This window comes from Vibrio sp. 1167 (assembly GCF_033340375.1).
GTDB classification, from domain to species: domain Bacteria; phylum Pseudomonadota; class Gammaproteobacteria; order Enterobacterales; family Vibrionaceae; genus Vibrio; species Vibrio alginolyticus.
Genome location: NZ_JAWOWK010000006.1, coordinates 35702 through 51989, shown reverse-complemented (window position 1 = coordinate 51989; position 16288 = coordinate 35702). Strand labels below are relative to the sequence as shown.

Below are 16288 nucleotides of genomic sequence, written 5' to 3'. Positions count from 1 at the left end.
TACGTTTCACTTATTGACGAGCTAGCCACTCGTTTAGAGCGTCCCGAATATCACGCGACACGCCTTCAATCGTCTGTTCTGCGTTAATGATAACGATGGAAGGATCGGCATGAGCAATCTCCAAATAACGCTCACGTGTACGCTCGAAGAAACTAATATCCATCTTCTCTATACGATCTAACTCACCACGCCCACGTGCACGCTCAAGCCCAACACGAGGGTCAATATCCATATAGAGAGTGAGAGCAGGTTTAAAATCACCAAGCGTTGTATCTCGGAGATTTTTCATTAACGATGCGTCAATCTGACGGCCACCACCTTGATAAGCTTGCGACGACATATCGTGTCGGTCACCAACCACCCACTGACCGTTTTCCAAAGCTGGTTTGATCACGTTCTCAACCAACTGAACACGTGCAGCGTACAGAAGAAGCAACTCCGTCATGTCCTTAAGTTCTTCGCCTTCGTGCTCTTCTTTCACCAGAGCGCGCATTTTTTCTGCTAGCGGTGTGCCTCCTGGCTCACGGGTATTTACGATATCCTCAATACCGGCCGCTTTTAGCGTATCTAAAACGGTTTTAATCGCAGTGCTTTTACCCGCGCCTTCTAGGCCTTCAACGACAATAAAGTTTGCTTTCATCATTTGTTCTTTCTTAGTTCTCTTAAATAGGCACGAACAGCACGGTTGTGCTCAGCAAGGGATTTCGAGAATACATGTCCGCCCTTTCCACTTGCTACAAAATATAAATAGTTGCTGCTTTCTGGATTCAAAGCCGCTTCAATGGAAGCTTCACCAGCCATCGCAATCGGTGTTGGTGGCAAACCATTGATGGTATAGGTGTTATATGGTGTCGGCGTACGCAAATCTTTCTTACGAATGTTGCCATCGTAGGCGTCACCCATACCATAAATAACTGTCGGATCAGTTTGTAACCGCATACGTTTGTTCAATCGGTTGATAAACACAGAAGCGACGCGCTCACGCTCAGAATCAATAGCCGTCTCTTTCTCGATGATAGACGCGAGAATCAAGGCTTCATATTTATCCTGTAATGGCAGCTTTTCTTGACGAGCTTCCCAGCTAGCGTCCAGTATTTTATTGAGTTTTCGATGCGCTCGTTTTAATAACTGGCTTTCACTCGCACCCGCTGTGTAATGGTAGGTTTCTGCTAAAAACAACCCTTCTAGCTTTTCTCTCTCAATTCCGAGCTTCGCAGCCATTTCTTTTTCTGAAAGATCGGTTAAATCATGCTTTAAATAAGGAGCACTTTTTAGTTGATCTACCCATTCAGAAAAGCGGCTGCCTTCAACAAAAGTGATCGCAAACTGGTATTCTTTTCCAGTATTCAGATGCTCCAATGTTTGCGAAAGCGACATACCAGGCTCAAGTTGGTAAGTACCCGCTCGCACCTGCAACAATTCTGGATATAAGTGAGGAATTAAACGGATGTACTCCGATGTTTCAATCACCTCATCTTCAACTAAGGCGCGCATGACATGATGAAAGCTTGTACCACTTTCTACAGTAAACAGCTGAGGTTGTTCCAATAGAATAGGCTTTTCAACGTATTGTTTAGCCTGTGAAATTATATAAAAAACAGCTGCTGCGCCTATCACTGCGATCAGCACAACAAAAGCCAACAGTTTTTTAATCACGTAGTTAAATTCCCTTGCAGTCGTTGAGTCAATTTTCCTATCGGAAATATAGTCTTAGAGTTCGATGTCACTATGCTGCGAATAGGTGCGACACCTAATATTGAGTTACACATGAAAGCCTCGTCAGCACTCAGCAAATCTGGAAGTATAAAACGCCCCTCGATGACTTCAATATGACTTACTTTAAGTAACTCAAGCACCTTACGACGCATTACGCCCGTAACGCCTGATAAGGTCAGCTCCGGCGTAAATACTTTATTACCTTTAACCCAAAAAAGGTTGGCCATTGTAGTTTCAATGACATGGTTTTGCACATTTAACGTTATTGCATCTGCAAACTCTGTATTGTCGATTTCAGCCTTGGCGAGAATCTGCTCTAAACGGTTGTTGTGCTTATGTCCCGCAAGTAAAGGTTGAATCCCTAGACGAGTATTACAAACGCCCAAGTCCACACCTTGTTCTTGCCAAGATGAATAATGAGAAGGAAACGCAAAATTGGAAATCGTCACGATAGGGCCTTCAATCCCATTAGGGCTATACCCTCGCCCGCCAATACCGCGGCTAACGTGAATCTTCACCCCCGCTCGTGCGTCAGATAAAACCGCTTTGCTTGCCCAATCATGCACAACTTTCCAGTCAGGTGAAGAGATCTTCAAAGCGTCAAGGCAAGCACTCATGCGCTCAGTATGTTCCTGCCAGTAAACCAACTCTCCATTTTGGGTCAGGATGGTGGTAAAGCCTCCATCACCGTATTGGAATGAGCGATCACCTAGCTCTACATGCGTTTGCGGAACTCCATTTACCCAAAACATTCACATACCTTCAAATTAGCAGACAACAAATAAAACAAAACGGCTCAATGCTAAGCATCGAGCCGTTAGAATACAAGTTTCGCTTATCTAAATTAGGTTAGATAGTGTTACTCAGCGAACTTCTTGAAGATCAAAGAACCGTTTGTACCACCAAAGCCAAACGAGTTACAGATAGCGTACTCCATACCTTCAACTTTGCGCGCTGTATGCGGCACAAGGTCGATGTCTAGACCTTCTTCTGGATCATCAAGGTTAATGGTTGGCGGAACAATTTGGTCAACCAAAGACATAACCGTGATAATTGCTTCAACAGAGCCAGCAGCACCTAATAGGTGACCCGTCATCGACTTAGTTGAAGACACAAGAACTTGCTTCGCACCTTCTTCACCAAGAGCACGTTTCACGCCCTTGATTTCTGCAACATCACCAGCAGGAGTAGAAGTACCGTGAGCATTCACATAACCTACTTGAGTACCTGTGATGTTAGCGTCACGCATCGCCGCTTCCATCGCAAGTGCACCACCAGAGCCGTCTTCGCTTGGAGATGTCATGTGGTAAGCATCACCAGACATACCAAAACCAACCAGTTCTGCGTAAATCTTCGCGCCACGTGCTTTTGCGTGTTCGTACTCTTCAAGCACCATCATGCCAGCACCATCACCTAGAACAAAACCATCACGGCCTTTATCCCATGGGCGAGACGCTTTTTGAGGCTCGTCATTACGAGTAGATAGCGCTTTAGCTGCACCGAAGCCAGCCATGCCAAGAGGCGTAGAAGCTTTTTCTGCACCACCAGCAACCATCGCATCTGCATCGCCGTAGGCAATCATACGTGCTGCATGGCCGATATTATGCAGGCCAGTAGTACATGCGGTAGAAATCGCGATATTTGGACCACGAAGACCACGCATGATAGATAGGTTACCTGCAACCATGTTTACAATGGTCGAAGGAACAAAAAATGGGCTAACTTTGCGAGGGCCTTTGTCTACTAATGCGGTATGGCCAGTTTCGATAAGGTCAAGACCTCCAATGCCTGAGCCGATAGCAACACCAACTCGAGCCGCATTTTCTTCGGTAATTTGTAAGCCAGAGTTATCAAGAGCTTGAATACCCGCTGCAATGCCGTACTGGATGAAAAGGTCCATCTTACGAGCATCTTTTTTAGACATGTACTCTGTGCAATCGAAATCTTTAACAAGACCTGCAAAACGAGTTGAGAAGTTCGTAGTATCAAAGTGCTCGATATTTACGATACCACTTTGACCTTCTAGCAGGGCTTTCCAAGATGATTCTACTGTGTTGCCTACCGGTGACAACATACCCATGCCAGTGACAACTACACGACGCTTGGACACGATATAATTCTCCGGGAATTGAATATTTCTATGAGAGGATAGAAGAAGTTAGAAAGAACACAGGCGGTCTAGGAGACCGCCTGGGAGAGCTAATTACTGAGCGCTGTTTACGTAGTCGATTGCAGCTTGAACAGTAGTGATCTTCTCAGCTTCTTCGTCAGGAATCTCAGTGTCGAATTCCTCTTCTAGAGCCATAACTAGTTCTACAGTGTCTAGAGAATCAGCACCTAGATCGTCAACGAAAGAAGCTTCGTTTTTAACTTCTGCTTCGTCTACACCTAGCTGTTCAACAATGATTTTCTTTACGCGTTCTTCGATGTTGCTCATTTTTCTTTTCCTTTACAGATTTCGCCTAATGCGATGATTCCGTAGTTTATTCGAACTATTGAAAGTTGCAAGGGGGTCCTTGCTGGTCAAACCACAAAATTAGCGAATTTAACCGAATTTCAATACATTTTTGACTTAAATCATGCACAAATCTTGCGCATAAGCATGACAAGTTCATGACAGTTAACTGCAACTATAGGCTATTTTTCACAATGTAAAATAGCTTATTTTGCATAAACTGTCGCATTAAACCATGTACATGCCACCATTTACATGCAAAGTTTCACCAGTAATGTACGCTGCTTCAGGAGAAGCAAGGAAAACTACTGCTGATGCAATTTCACGTGGGTCACCTAAACGACCTGCTGGCACGTTCGACAAAGTTGCCGCACGTTGGTCATCATTTAGCGCCTTAGTCATGTCAGTTTCGATGAAACCAGGAGCAACAGTGTTCACTGTTACACCACGAGACGCAACTTCACGAGCCATTGATTTAGTAAAACCAATCACGCCCGCTTTCGCTGCTGCGTAGTTAGTTTGACCTGCGTTACCCATGGTACCAACAACAGAGCCTACGTTGATGATACGACCCGCACGTTTTTTCATCATGCCGCGTAAAACCGCTTTAGACATGCGGTAGATAGGCGTTAGGTTGGTATCGATGATGTCGTTCCACTCATCATCTTTCATACGCATCAATAGGTTGTCACGAGTAATACCAGCGTTATTCACCAGAATATCGATCACACCAAATTCTTCGTTGATCGTTTTTAGTGTCGCTTCGATAGACTCGACATCGGTCACGTTAAGCGCTAAGCCTTTACCGTTATCACCAAGATACTCGCTGATAGCAGCCGCACCACTTTCAGAAGTAGCAGTACCGATAACCGTAGCACCTCGCTCGACAAGAAGTTCCGCGATCGCGCGGCCAATACCACGGCTTGCGCCGGTAACTAGCGCGATCTTACCTTCTAGATTCATCATGTTGTGTTTCCTTTTCTTATCGCAAATTTATCGCTTGATGGATTACTTCGCAGCGTCTAGCGATGCGATATCATTCACTGCTGCTGCAGTTAGCGTTTTCACGATACGTTTTGTTAGACCTGTTAAAACTTTACCAGGACCAAGCTCAAGAAGATTTTCTACGCCTTGTTCGTGCATCAGTTCAACTGTTTCAGTCCAACGAACTGGGCTATGTAGCTGACGAACAAGCGCATCTTTGATTTTTGCAGGATCTGTCTCAGCAATCACATCAACGTTGTTGATAACTGGCAGCTGTGGTGAGTTAAATTCGATAGACTCAAGAGCTACAGCAAGTTTTTCCGCTGCTGGCTTCATAAGTGCACAGTGTGAAGGTACTGAAACAGGAAGAGGAAGCGCACGCTTCGCACCAGCTTCTTTACATAGCGCACCAGCTCGCTCTACTGCGTCTTTGCTACCAGCGATAACGACTTGACCAGGCGAGTTAAAGTTTACTGGAGAGACCACTTCGCCTTGCGCTGCGTCTTCACACGCTTTTGCAATCGCATCATCAGCCAAACCGATAATCGCGTACATTGCGCCAGTACCAGCTGGTACTGCTTCTTGCATAAGTTGACCACGTAATTCAACCAGCTTGATGGCTTCTTTAAAGTCAATAACACCCGCACATACAAGTGCTGAGTACTCACCTAGGCTGTGACCGGCTAGGTTTGCTGGTTGCTCTAAGCCAAGTTCCTGCCATACACGCCAGATTGCAACAGATGAAGCTAGCAAAGCTGGTTGAGTACGGAAAGTCTCGTTTAAATCTTCTGCAGGTCCATTTTGAACAAGCGCCCATAGATCGTAACCTAGTGCGTCAGATGCTTCTGCAAATGTTTGTTTTACTACGTCATATTGTTCGCCTAGTTCTGCAAGCATACCTACAGCTTGAGAACCTTGACCTGGAAATACGATAGCAAACTTGCTCATGTTGTTTTCCTTTAAGCAAAGTAAAAAGAAATAAGATGCACCAAGTGCACCTTAAATTTTGAATTCTTGTGAAACTTAGAACTTCACAAGGGCCGAGCCCCAAGTGAATCCGCCGCCAAACGCTTCAAGAAGCAGAGTTTGACCGCGTTTAATACGACCATCACGTACCGCTTCATCTAGTGCTGTTGGCACCGTCGCAGCTGATGTGTTGCCGTGTTTATCAAGTGTAATCACGACTTGGTCTAGTGACATCGAAAGTTTCTTCGCTGTCGCTGAAATAATGCGGTAGTTCGCTTGGTGCGGCACTAGCCAGTCTAGTTCAGACTTATGCATGTTGTTGGCTTCAAGCGTATCTTTTACTAGTTTCGATAGCTGAGTGACAGCGACTTTGAATACTTCGTTCCCAGCCATATGAAGCCATTTATCCGCATCTTGCCCCCGCACAGGTACAGGTAGGCTTAGAAGCTCTCCGAATTGACCATCCGAGTATATGTGGGTAGAGATAATGCCAGGCTCTTGGCTAGCGCCTACGACAACGGCTCCCGCACCATCACCAAATAGGATAATGGTTGAACGGTCTGTCGGATCACACGTTTTAGACAAAGTATCTGAACCAATCACAAGTACGTTTTTGCACATACCAGATTTGATATGTTGGTCTGCAACAGATAATGCGTACACAAAACCAGAACAAGCAGCGGCTAAGTCAAAAGCTGGACAACCTTTAATGCCAAGCTTTGCCTGCACCTGACACGCAGATGAAGGGAAAGTATGGCTACTGCTCGTTGTGGCTACGATAATCAGGTCGATATCGTTTTTATCAATACCCGCCATATCGATAGCGTTTTCAGCTGCGTAGAATGCCATGTCTGCTACAGTTTCGTTTTCTGCAGCAATTCGACGCTCTTTAATACCCGTGCGAGCAACGATCCACTCATCACTTGTATCTACCATTTTCTCTAGATCTGCGTTTGTACGCACCTGAGATGGCAGGTAGCTGCCAGTACCTAAAATTTTGCTATACATGAAGACTAATAATGCCTCTCGAGTAAAACCGCTTCCAAACGATCGCTAATACGGCTTGGTACTTGTCGTTTGACCTCGTGTACTGCCTCGCCAAGTGCATTGACAATCGCAGATACATCCGCACTTCCATGGCTTTTTATGACAATGCCGCGCAATCCTAGCAAACTTGCGCCGTTATACTGGTCGGGGTTCAGTGTTTTTAGTTCATTAAACAGCCTAGAAAACAACTTTCTAGCTATCCAACCCTTTATCGTTGATGCCATTATGCTGGTTTTAATTTTTTCGATAAAAAGTTGAGCTGTTCCCTCACTGGCTTTTAAGCATACGTTGCCGACAAATCCATCACAAACAATGACGTCCGCAACATCATGCAAAATTTGATTACCTTCAATATAACCGACAAAGTTAATCGCATCGGTCTGAGAAAGCATTTCTGCGCAACGTTTGACTAAATCGTTACCTTTAATCTCTTCTGCGCCAATATTGAGTACAGCAACGCGAGGAGGACGACCCAAGTGTTCTTCAGCTAATGCACTGCCCATTACAGCAAATTGGAACAAGCTATCAGCATCGCACGATACATTCGCTCCCAGATCTAGCATCCAAGTGCGCTTTCCGGTAATCGTCGGTAAAGCGGAAACTAAAGCAGGACGTTCAATGCCAGGAAGTAACTTAAGAATGAAACGCGATAGTGCCATTAATGCACCGGTGTTGCCACCACTAACACAAGCATCCGCTTTCTGCTCAGAAACCAAATCGATAGCCATACGCATAGAACTATTTTGGCTATTACGTAACGCCAATGAAGGTTTTTCTGAGTTCGAGATAACTTTCTCGCTGTGAAGAATAGTCAAGCGGGAACTGGTCGAGGTACCGAGTTGAGATAATTGAGACGTGATCAGAGATTGATCACCAATAAGAATCACTTTTAGCTCTGGGAAATGAGACAGTGCCTGCACGGCGGCAGGCACTGTTACGCGTGGACCGAAATCCCCGCCCATTGCATCAAGTGCAACGGTAATACTTTGCAAAGGTTCAACCTTACTTGTTGATAACCTTTTGACCACGGTAGTAACCTTCAGCAGTTACATTGTGGCGTAGGTGAGTTTCACCAGAAGTCGCGTCTACAGATAGAGCAGCTGTAGTTAGCGCATCGTGTGAACGACGCATACCGCGCTTAGAACGAGTTTTACGGTTTTTCTGTACGGCCATTGACCCTACTCCTATACTATTGGGTTAAAAACCTGAAGAAGAATCGGCTACCACACCTATTACTTTTTCAGACTTTTCAAAACGTCGAATGGATTCGGTTTTTCTTCCTCAATTTCTTCAGGAATCTCACCAAAAACCATGTTATTTGAATCAACGCTACAATCCGCTTCATCGTGCATCGCAATTTGAGGTAATGCTAAGATGAACTCGTCTTCAACAAGTTGTATGAGGTCTAATTCACCATATTCATTTAGATCTACCAAATCATAAATTTCTGGTGCTTCCTGTTCTGTTTTCTCACCGTAGTAAGGAGTAGAAAGGAATTCAACTTCGCACTCATGTGCGAATACCTCATTACAACGCTGACACTCTAAATCGACTTCGATGTTAGCTTTACCAGAGATAACAACGAGTCGCTGTTCATCCATCCCAAATGACAATGAGACTTCTGCGTCGCGTTTTACGCCTTCAGTTGTTTCCACTAAGCGCTTGAAAAGACTAGCTTGGATGATGCCATCGTAATCCAATCGTTTCTGTGCAGCTTTAGCTGGGTCAACCGTTCGCGGTATTTTTACCTTTTGCATAGGGCGCGAATATTATCTTCCAAATCAAAATTAGTCAAAGAAAAAGGCAAAAAAGTTGTACTTTTTTACGCTTAACATACAGAGCATTAGCCAGAATCATTTTTGATCGATTATCCTATTGGAAATGCTCCCACGAATTGTAATTCAAAATGAAAAATTACCAACTGGTTTTAGCCTCAACCTCCCCTTTTCGTAAACAACTGCTTGAAAAGCTCTCACTACCATTCGTTTGTTTATCACCTGATTGCGATGAAACACCTTTTGACCAAGAAACGCCAACTGAACTTGTGCAGAGACTGGCCCAAGAGAAAGCAATATCTTGCCAGACGGATAAAGCAAGTTTAGTTATCGGTAGTGACCAAGTTTGTGTCATTAATGGTGAAATCGTTGGCAAGCCTTTAAATAGAGATAACGCGATAAATCAACTTTTGGCTCAAAGTGGAAAAGTCATCACTTTCTATACTGGTCTTGCGGTACATAACACCGTCACAAACCATACAAAAGTCGGCTTTGATTCTTTCGAGGTGCACTTTAGAGATTTAACGCTTGAACAAATCGAACGCTACGTCGACAGGGAAGAACCTTTTTACTGCGCAGGCAGCTTTAAAAGCGAAGGCATGGGAATTTGCTTGTTTACGAAATTAGTTGGTAAAGACCCGAATACACTTGTCGGACTACCATTGATTGATTTGATTGATATGTTGCATGTTCAAGGACTCGATGTCCTTTAACCCAAATACGATAAAAGGGAGCCTGTGGCTCCCTTTTGCATCCGCGAGGAAAACATGGTTACGCGTTTCTTAAACCCGCCAACACTTTTTCTAGTTTCGGTTCCATCGGTGCGTTGATTTCCATCCACTCATCATTTGATGGGTGTTGGAACTTGATGTTTGCCGCGTGTAGGAACAAACGATCTAAACCAACTTGACCTGTATAAGCATCAAAGCGGCGATCACCGTAGCGATCATCCCAAGCGATTGGGTGACCAGTGTATTGCGTATGAACTCGGATTTGGTGAGTTCGACCAGTAATCGGACTCGCCTGAATCAATGTAGCTTGTTCGAACTTTTCCAAAATCTTAAAACGCGTTTCTGACGGCTTACCATTAGGGTTAACACGAACAATACTGTTCACTTCGTTTTTGAGCAGTGGCGCGTTCACAACCTTACAACTGCTTTTCCATTGCCCCATGACAAGAGCTAAGTAAAACTTCTTTACTGTCTTTTCACGAAACTGGGCTTGCAAGTGACGAAGTACAGAACGCTTCTTAGCAACCAGCAAAATCCCTGAAGTATCACGGTCAATACGATGCACAAGTTCAAGAAAGCGAGCTTGAGGACGCAGAGCCCTAAGCGCTTCAATCGCACCAAACTTTAAACCACTGCCACCATGCACAGCGGTGCCAGATGGTTTGTTTAGAATCAACATATGATCATCTTCGAAGATAATCATATTTTCCAACTCAGCGACTTTGTTAAGTTTCGTACTTGGTGCGACATCGTCATCTTTTTTCTCGACGGTCACCGGTGGAATACGAACGAGATCGCCTGCTTTTAACTTGTACTCTGCTTTTATACGCTTTTTATTTACGCGCACTTCGCCCTTACGCACAATTCGGTAAATCATGCTTTTAGGAATGTCTTTTAATTGGTTGCGCAAAAAATTATCAATGCGCTGACCCGCCATATCTTCGTCAATGTCGACGAACTGGACTTTTGTTCTTATTTCGTTCATGAGCCGTATTGTAAACTCAATTTCGTGCGACTTCACATTATTCTTGTCGTAAAAGAAACACTCGGTGGCACATACTGGTCTAAATTTCGCCAAGCTTTTGTTTAAATTATTAAAACTCTCAATCAAGTTCTCAATTTGTTTTCTGTCTTGAACAGTTTGCACATCTCAATTGCTTATGAAACAGCCAGTTATAAAATAGAAATTTTGAGTTTAGCGGCAAATTTTCTATCGTTTGCGTGAAAGCAGATTGCTGATAGCCACGCGCACTGCTATAGTTCACAGCTGCTAAGGAAGGTTTGGTTACATTTTATTCATTACCAATCATTTATCCTCAAGCAATGTGAGTAGATCGTTGAAGGTCGAGTGCAGCATTGGCGTGAGACACATCGAATTCAACACTCTTGCCACCCTACTCCTCGCATATTCACGTTGAGTACCTACCGCCCAAATAGCGGGTCACAAGTCTACGTTTCCAACAGAAACCACAAGAGGCTTGTGATGACTGAAGTGCCCGAGAGCATCCCCTTCCAGCCGGGAGGCTGCAAAATACAAGCCATGGGATCAGGCACCGTGAAAGAGCGAAAAAACAGTGGCAAGTCGACAAGAAAGATATAAAAGAAAAGACAACGAGAATTTTCAATGAAAAGAATGTTAATTAACGCAACTCAAAAAGAAGAGTTGCGTGTCGCTCTGGTTGATGGCCAGCGACTTTTCGATCTTGATATCGAGAGTCCAGGTCATGAATCTAAAAAAGCGAATATCTACAAAGGACGTATCACACGTATCGAACCAAGCTTAGAAGCCGCATTTGTTGATTACGGCGCCGAGCGTCACGGTTTCCTCCCTCTCAAAGAAATTGCCCGCGAATATTTCCCTGAAGGTTACACCTACCAAGGTCGTCCAAGCATCAAAGAAGTGCTAACGGAAGGCCAAGAAGTTATCGTTCAAGTGGAAAAAGAAGAACGTGGAAGCAAGGGCGCAGCTCTTACTACTTTCATTTCTCTTGCTGGTAGTTACCTTGTTCTGATGCCTAACAACCCTCGTGCTGGCGGTATTTCTCGTCGAATCGAAGGTGACGAGCGTACTCAACTAAAAGCCGCATTAAGTACTTTGGAACTGCCTCAGGGCATGGGCCTAATCGTACGTACTGCTGGCGTTGGCAAGAGTGCTGAAGAGCTTGAGTGGGATTTGAATGTACTACTTAACCACTGGGGTGCAATCAAAGGTGCAGCGGACTCTAACCCTGCTCCATTCTTAATCCACCAAGAAAGTAACGTTATCGTTCGTGCAATCCGTGACTATTTGCGTCGTGATATTGGCGAAATCTTAATTGATAGCAACACCATCTACGAACGTGCAAAAGAGCACATTCAATTGGTGCGCCCTGATTTCCTTAACCGCGTTAAGAAATATGAAGGCGAAGTTCCACTATTCAGCCACTACCAAATCGAAAGCCAAATTGAATCGGCTTTCCAACGTGAAGTGCGTCTGCCATCTGGTGGTTCTATTGTTATTGACCCGACTGAGGCACTAACGTCTATCGATATCAACTCTGCTCGTGCAACCAAGGGCGGTGATATTGAAGAAACAGCCCTAAACACGAACCTAGAAGCAGCCGACGAAATTGCTCGCCAGTTACGTCTACGTGACTTGGGTGGCTTAGTGGTTATCGACTTTATCGATATGACACCTGTTCGCCACCAACGAGAAGTAGAAAACCGTCTACGTGAAGCCGTTCGTCTTGATCGCGCTCGTGTACAAATCGGTCGTATTTCTCGCTTTGGTTTGTTGGAGATGTCACGTCAACGTTTAAGCCCTTCTCTAGCAGAAGCAAGCCACCACATCTGTCCTCGCTGTAGCGGCACTGGAGTCGTTCGCGACAACGAATCTCTAGCACTTTCTGTACTTCGTTTAATCGAAGAGGAAGCACTGAAAGACAATACAGCGCAAGTTCTCGCAGTTGTACCTGTGCCAATCGCTTCTTACTTGTTGAACGAAAAACGTCGTTCAGTTAACCATATCGAACGCATTCAAGAAGTGAAGATTACGGTTGTTCCAAACTCTGACATGGAAACGCCGCACTTCGAAGTTATCCGTGTTCGTGAAGGTGAAGAGTTCGATCTGATTTCTTACCTACTTCCTAAAAAACTGGAAGCAATGAAAGAAGCGGAAGGTAAAGAGCCAGCGGAAGTTGACGTAAAACCAAAACGAATTGAAGAGCCAGTTCTTAAAGGCTTTGCGGCTCCGTCTCAAACCGCACCTGCACCAGCAGCTAAACCAGCTCCTGAGGCGAAGAAGAAAGAACAAAACGTTGAACAAGAAGAGAAACCTGGATTGTTCAGCCGTCTGTTTAAAGCACTTGGTAGCTTCCTATTCGGTGGTTCTGAAGAAACAAAAGAAGAACAGAAACCTCAGGAAGAGAAAAAACCAAATCGCGATAATCGACGTAACAAACGTGATCGTAACGATCGTCGTCGCAATAACAACCAGCGCGATAATCGTGATAACCGCGACAATCGCGATAACCGACGTCGTCGTAAGCCTCGTGATGAGCAGGCTAATGAGCAAAACGAAGCTCAACAACAAACAAATAAACCGCAAAACCGTAACCAAAAGCGTAAACCTAAAGCTCAACAGGCAGATAAAGCCCAAGAGCAGAAAGCAAACGCAAAAGTAGCGGAAAAAGGTCTGCAGCTAGCAGCGGAAGCTCGTACTGAAACAAAACCAGAAGAGAGCAAACCGAAGCAGCAAAATGCGAAAGCAGAAAAAGTGAAAGAGCGCCGCCAACGTCGCAAATTGAACAAGTCTGTACGCGTTAAGGACCAAGAAGCTATTGAGAAGAAAGCCGAAGAAACAGCGGTTAAGACTCAAGAAACGGTTGAAACCAAAGTTGAGAAGCCAACAGAAGCAGCGGTAGAAGCACAACAAGACAACAAGCAAGCAGAGTCTAAGCAACGTCGTAACCGTCGTTCGCCACGTCACCTGCGTGCAAGCGGCCAGCGTCGTCGCCGTGGCCGTGATCGCCGCCCTAACCCGTTCCGCCTACGTAAGGGAGGTGTCGCTTCTCCTGAAATGGCTATGGGTAAAGTAATGCCACGTTACATTCCGAAACCAGCACCTAAGAAGGAAGAGCGAGTTAAGGAAGAAGCTGTAGCAGCAGTACCTACAATCCAAGGTGGCTTTGCGTGTCCAGAAATGGCAATGGGTAAAGTGATTATTCGTCGCGAGCAACCTGTCGTAACAGATGCGCCAGTTGTTGAACACAAGGTTCAAGAAACCGTTGAAGCGAAAGTGGAAGCTCCAGTAGTAGAAGCACCTGTTGTTGAAACAGTAATCGCAGAAAAAGCTGAATCGGCAGTAGTAGAAACAGCATCGGTAGAGCCTATCGTTGAAACTCCTGTAACTGAACATGCTGAACCGGTTGATGTCATCGTAGAAACGGCACCTGCTGAAGAGCCTATCGTTGAAGCAGCAAAAGAGATTGCAGCCGAAGCGCCAGTAGATAAACCAGAGCCTAAAGTCGAAGCCATTAAAGTTGCGGCTAAGCTAAACGCTAGCGCACCGATGACGAAAGCACCTGGCCCTCAAGAGCTACGCGAAATCACGGTTGCAGCAGCACCGTTCAAAACCGAACGTTACCAAGCTAAAGGTGCTGGTAGCCAAGTGGCTAAAAACCGTGCATCGGCAGAGATGACAAAGCCTAACTTTAACTAGGCTAAATCATTACGTTCAACTGCTTAACGGCATAAATAAATTAAAGGCTACCATCTGGTAGCCTTTTTTATCTTCATATTTGCCCAATAAATTGTTCATATAAATACCAATTCGTGATCACATTTGTACGCCATTATTCGTATCATTCTTGAACTTAATCACACTTTTCGGTAGCATGCGCCGACTCAAGTTTTCGACACCATTCTGATGCTGCTCTTTTAATACTACGGTTTCCACTGCAATGTTTGATTAAAAATCAACCTTCCAGTGGCTTGTGCAAATACGAATATGTGTCGGGTTTAACTCATTGCAAAGAGAACTTAAAAACAAACATGTTCGAATTTCCCCAATTTTCTAAGCACTCCGTAAAAAATGATGTGCTATCAGGCTTAACCGTTGCGCTAGCATTGGTTCCTGAAGCTGTCGCATTTGCGTTCGTCGCAGGCGTAGATCCGATGGTCGGTCTTTACGCTGCATTCATCGTTGGTCTTATTACTTCCATTTTCGGTGGTCGTCCTGGCATGATTTCTGGTGCAACAGGTGCCATGGCAGTCGTAATGGTTTCGCTTGTCGCGACTCACGGTGTCCAGTACCTATTCGCAGCCATCATGCTCGCTGGTATTCTTCAAATTGCCGCTGGTATGTTTAAATTGGGTAAGTTCATCCGTATCGTGCCTCACCCTGTGATGATTGGTTTTGTGAACGGTCTGGCTATTGTTATCTTCCTAGCTCAGTTGGGTCAGTTTAAAGCGCCAGATATCAACGGCATGCTTACTTGGCTACCACAAGACCAAATGCTACTAATGCTTGGTTTGGTTGCGCTAACTATGGCAATCATTCACTTTCTACCAAAAATCACAACGGCTGTACCCTCTTCACTTGTTGCAATCGTAACGGTGACTGCTTTAGTGGTTGGTTTGGATCTGGAAACTCGTACTGTTGTTGACTTCCTGCGTACAATGTCTGGTGATGAAGCGGCAACACTCGCAGGTTCACTGCCGACCTTCTCTATTCCGGCGGTGCCATTTACGCTAGAAACTCTACAAATCATTCTTCCATACGCGATCATTCTAGCGGCCATTGGTCTAATTGAATCTCTACTAACACTGACAGTTTTAGATGAGATGACGAATACTCGTGGTCAATCTAACCGCGAATGTATCGGTCAAGGTATGGCAAACATGACGTGTTCTGTGTTTGGCGCAATGGGTGGTTGTGCGATGATTGGTCAGTCGATGATCAACGTAAACTCAGGTGGTCGCGGCCGTCTATCTGGTATCGTTGCGGCTATCGCTCTATTGATGTTTATCTTATTCGCTTCTTCGCTAATTGAAATGATCCCACTCGCTGCTCTGGTTGGTGTGATGTTCATGGTTGTCATTGGTACATTCGAATGGGCAACATTTAAGCTAGCACGCCGCGTACCGAAGCAAGACTTCTTCGTTATTGTTCTTGTGACCGTTGTTACTGTTCTTACTGACCTTGCTGTTGCCGTAGCGGTTGGTGTTATCGTTTCTGCATTAATGTTTGCATGGCAACACGCTAAGCACATCTATGCCGACACGTGCTTAAACGAGGAAGGTTCAAAAGAGTACAAGATTCACGGCCCTATTTTCTTTGGCTCTGCGGCTAACTTCCTGGAGTTGTTTAACGCGCCTGAAGATCCAAAAGATGTGATTGTCGATTTTGCAGACTCTCGCGTGACAGATCACTCTGCAATTGAAGCCATTGAAACACTGGCTGAGCGTTACAATGCTCAAGGTAAAACGCTGCACCTTCGTCACCTAAGCCCAGATTGTCGTAAACTTTTGGACAAAGCTGGCAGCTTGGTTGAAATTAACGTGAAGGAAGACCCAAGCTACAAAGTCGCAACCGACATACTAGCGGGTTAACACGAATAAAAAGGGATGAGCTG

General features: G+C 44.9%; 15 protein-coding genes. 3 read left to right on the top strand and 12 right to left on the bottom strand.

What is annotated here, in order from left to right; genetic code table 11:
- Window positions 1–10: 10 nt before the first annotated feature.
- The 11 genes from tmk to yceD form a co-directional block, all read right to left on the bottom strand.
- Window positions 11–643, bottom strand: coding sequence for a dTMP kinase (gene tmk / locus R7Z78_RS14805; RefSeq protein WP_005387350.1), 633 nt, complete (start codon window positions 641–643; stop codon window positions 11–13).
- Window positions 640–1656, bottom strand: coding sequence for an endolytic transglycosylase MltG (mltG, locus tag R7Z78_RS14800; protein ID WP_005372950.1), 1017 nt, complete (start codon window positions 1654–1656; stop codon window positions 640–642). Before mltG ends, tmk begins: the two co-directional genes overlap by 4 nt.
- Window positions 1653–2468 (bottom strand): aminodeoxychorismate lyase, encoded by an 816-nt coding sequence (gene pabC / locus R7Z78_RS14795; RefSeq protein WP_104975488.1) that lies wholly within the window; start codon window positions 2466–2468, stop codon window positions 1653–1655. Before pabC ends, mltG begins: the two co-directional genes overlap by 4 nt.
- 107 nt (window positions 2469–2575) lie before the next feature.
- The gene (gene fabF, locus R7Z78_RS14790) at window positions 2576–3826 is read right to left on the bottom strand and encodes a beta-ketoacyl-ACP synthase II (RefSeq protein ID WP_033905745.1); all 1251 of its coding nucleotides are present in this window, start codon (window positions 3824–3826) and stop codon (window positions 2576–2578) included.
- A 93-nt stretch (window positions 3827–3919) separates the two neighbouring features.
- Window positions 3920–4153 (bottom strand): acyl carrier protein, encoded by a 234-nt coding sequence (acpP, locus tag R7Z78_RS14785; RefSeq protein ID WP_004406112.1) that lies wholly within the window; start codon window positions 4151–4153, stop codon window positions 3920–3922.
- Between the two features lie 246 nt (window positions 4154–4399).
- Window positions 4400–5134 (bottom strand): 3-oxoacyl-ACP reductase FabG, encoded by a 735-nt coding sequence (gene fabG / locus R7Z78_RS14780; protein ID WP_031781117.1) that lies wholly within the window; start codon window positions 5132–5134, stop codon window positions 4400–4402.
- A gap of 45 nt (window positions 5135–5179) precedes the next feature.
- A complete protein-coding gene (gene fabD, locus R7Z78_RS14775; protein ID WP_054574794.1) occupies window positions 5180–6103 on the bottom strand; it encodes an ACP S-malonyltransferase in 924 nt (307 codons plus the stop codon).
- Window positions 6104–6178: 75 nt separating this feature from the next.
- The gene (locus R7Z78_RS14770) at window positions 6179–7129 is read right to left on the bottom strand and encodes a beta-ketoacyl-ACP synthase III (protein WP_017633845.1); all 951 of its coding nucleotides are present in this window, start codon (window positions 7127–7129) and stop codon (window positions 6179–6181) included.
- Window positions 7130–7134: 5 nt separating this feature from the next.
- Window positions 7135–8160 carry a phosphate acyltransferase PlsX gene (gene plsX, locus R7Z78_RS14765; RefSeq protein WP_017633846.1) on the bottom strand — a complete coding sequence of 342 codons (1026 nt, stop codon included), beginning with the start codon at window positions 8158–8160 and terminating at the stop codon, window positions 7135–7137.
- A 10-nt stretch (window positions 8161–8170) separates the two neighbouring features.
- Complete coding sequence (gene rpmF, locus R7Z78_RS14760; RefSeq protein ID WP_005396978.1) at window positions 8171–8341, bottom strand: 50S ribosomal protein L32; 171 nt, start codon at window positions 8339–8341, stop codon at window positions 8171–8173.
- Window positions 8342–8400: 59 nt separating this feature from the next.
- Window positions 8401–8925, bottom strand: coding sequence for a 23S rRNA accumulation protein YceD (yceD, locus tag R7Z78_RS14755; RefSeq protein WP_005387307.1), 525 nt, complete (start codon window positions 8923–8925; stop codon window positions 8401–8403).
- 149 nt (window positions 8926–9074) lie between these two features.
- Here yceD and R7Z78_RS14750 point away from each other — a divergent pair, with 149 nt between their 5' ends.
- Window positions 9075–9656, top strand: coding sequence for a Maf family protein (locus R7Z78_RS14750; RefSeq protein WP_104975489.1), 582 nt, complete (start codon window positions 9075–9077; stop codon window positions 9654–9656).
- 58 nt (window positions 9657–9714) lie between these two features.
- On the opposite strand, the gene rluC is transcribed toward R7Z78_RS14750, so the two are convergent.
- Window positions 9715–10659 carry a 23S rRNA pseudouridine(955/2504/2580) synthase RluC gene (gene rluC, locus R7Z78_RS14745; protein ID WP_104975490.1) on the bottom strand — a complete coding sequence of 315 codons (945 nt, stop codon included), beginning with the start codon at window positions 10657–10659 and terminating at the stop codon, window positions 9715–9717.
- A gap of 639 nt (window positions 10660–11298) precedes the next feature.
- Between rluC and rne the strand changes: the two genes are divergently transcribed.
- Window positions 11299–14373 (top strand): ribonuclease E, encoded by a 3075-nt coding sequence (gene rne, locus R7Z78_RS14740; protein WP_169644161.1) that lies wholly within the window; start codon window positions 11299–11301, stop codon window positions 14371–14373.
- Window positions 14374–14705: 332 nt separating this feature from the next.
- Complete coding sequence (locus R7Z78_RS14735) at window positions 14706–16265, top strand: SulP family inorganic anion transporter (protein ID WP_005380840.1); 1560 nt, start codon at window positions 14706–14708, stop codon at window positions 16263–16265.
- The last annotated feature ends 23 nt before the right edge of the window (window positions 16266–16288 follow it).

Excerpts from the sequence above, each read along its gene's own strand:
- tmk (WP_005387350.1), bottom strand. The coding sequence starts at position 643 with ATGATGAAAGCAAACTTTATTGTCGTTGAAGGCCTAGAAGGCGCGGGT.
- pabC (WP_104975488.1), bottom strand. The coding sequence starts at position 2,468 with ATGTTTTGGGTAAATGGAGTTCCGCAAACGCATGTAGAGCTAGGTGAT.
- acpP (WP_004406112.1), bottom strand. The coding sequence starts at position 4,153 with ATGAGCAACATCGAAGAACGCGTAAAGAAAATCATTGTTGAACAGCTA.
- fabG (WP_031781117.1), bottom strand. The coding sequence starts at position 5,134 with ATGAATCTAGAAGGTAAGATCGCGCTAGTTACCGGCGCAAGCCGTGGT.
- fabD (WP_054574794.1), bottom strand. The coding sequence starts at position 6,103 with ATGAGCAAGTTTGCTATCGTATTTCCAGGTCAAGGTTCTCAAGCTGTA.
- R7Z78_RS14770 (WP_017633845.1), bottom strand. The coding sequence starts at position 7,129 with ATGTATAGCAAAATTTTAGGTACTGGCAGCTACCTGCCATCTCAGGTG.
- rpmF (WP_005396978.1), bottom strand. The coding sequence starts at position 8,341 with ATGGCCGTACAGAAAAACCGTAAAACTCGTTCTAAGCGCGGTATGCGT.
- yceD (WP_005387307.1), bottom strand. The coding sequence starts at position 8,925 with ATGCAAAAGGTAAAAATACCGCGAACGGTTGACCCAGCTAAAGCTGCA.
- R7Z78_RS14750 (WP_104975489.1), top strand. The coding sequence starts at position 9,075 with ATGAAAAATTACCAACTGGTTTTAGCCTCAACCTCCCCTTTTCGTAAA.
- rluC (WP_104975490.1), bottom strand. The coding sequence starts at position 10,659 with ATGAACGAAATAAGAACAAAAGTCCAGTTCGTCGACATTGACGAAGAT.
- rne (WP_169644161.1), top strand. The coding sequence starts at position 11,299 with ATGAAAAGAATGTTAATTAACGCAACTCAAAAAGAAGAGTTGCGTGTC.
- R7Z78_RS14735 (WP_005380840.1), top strand. The coding sequence starts at position 14,706 with ATGTTCGAATTTCCCCAATTTTCTAAGCACTCCGTAAAAAATGATGTG.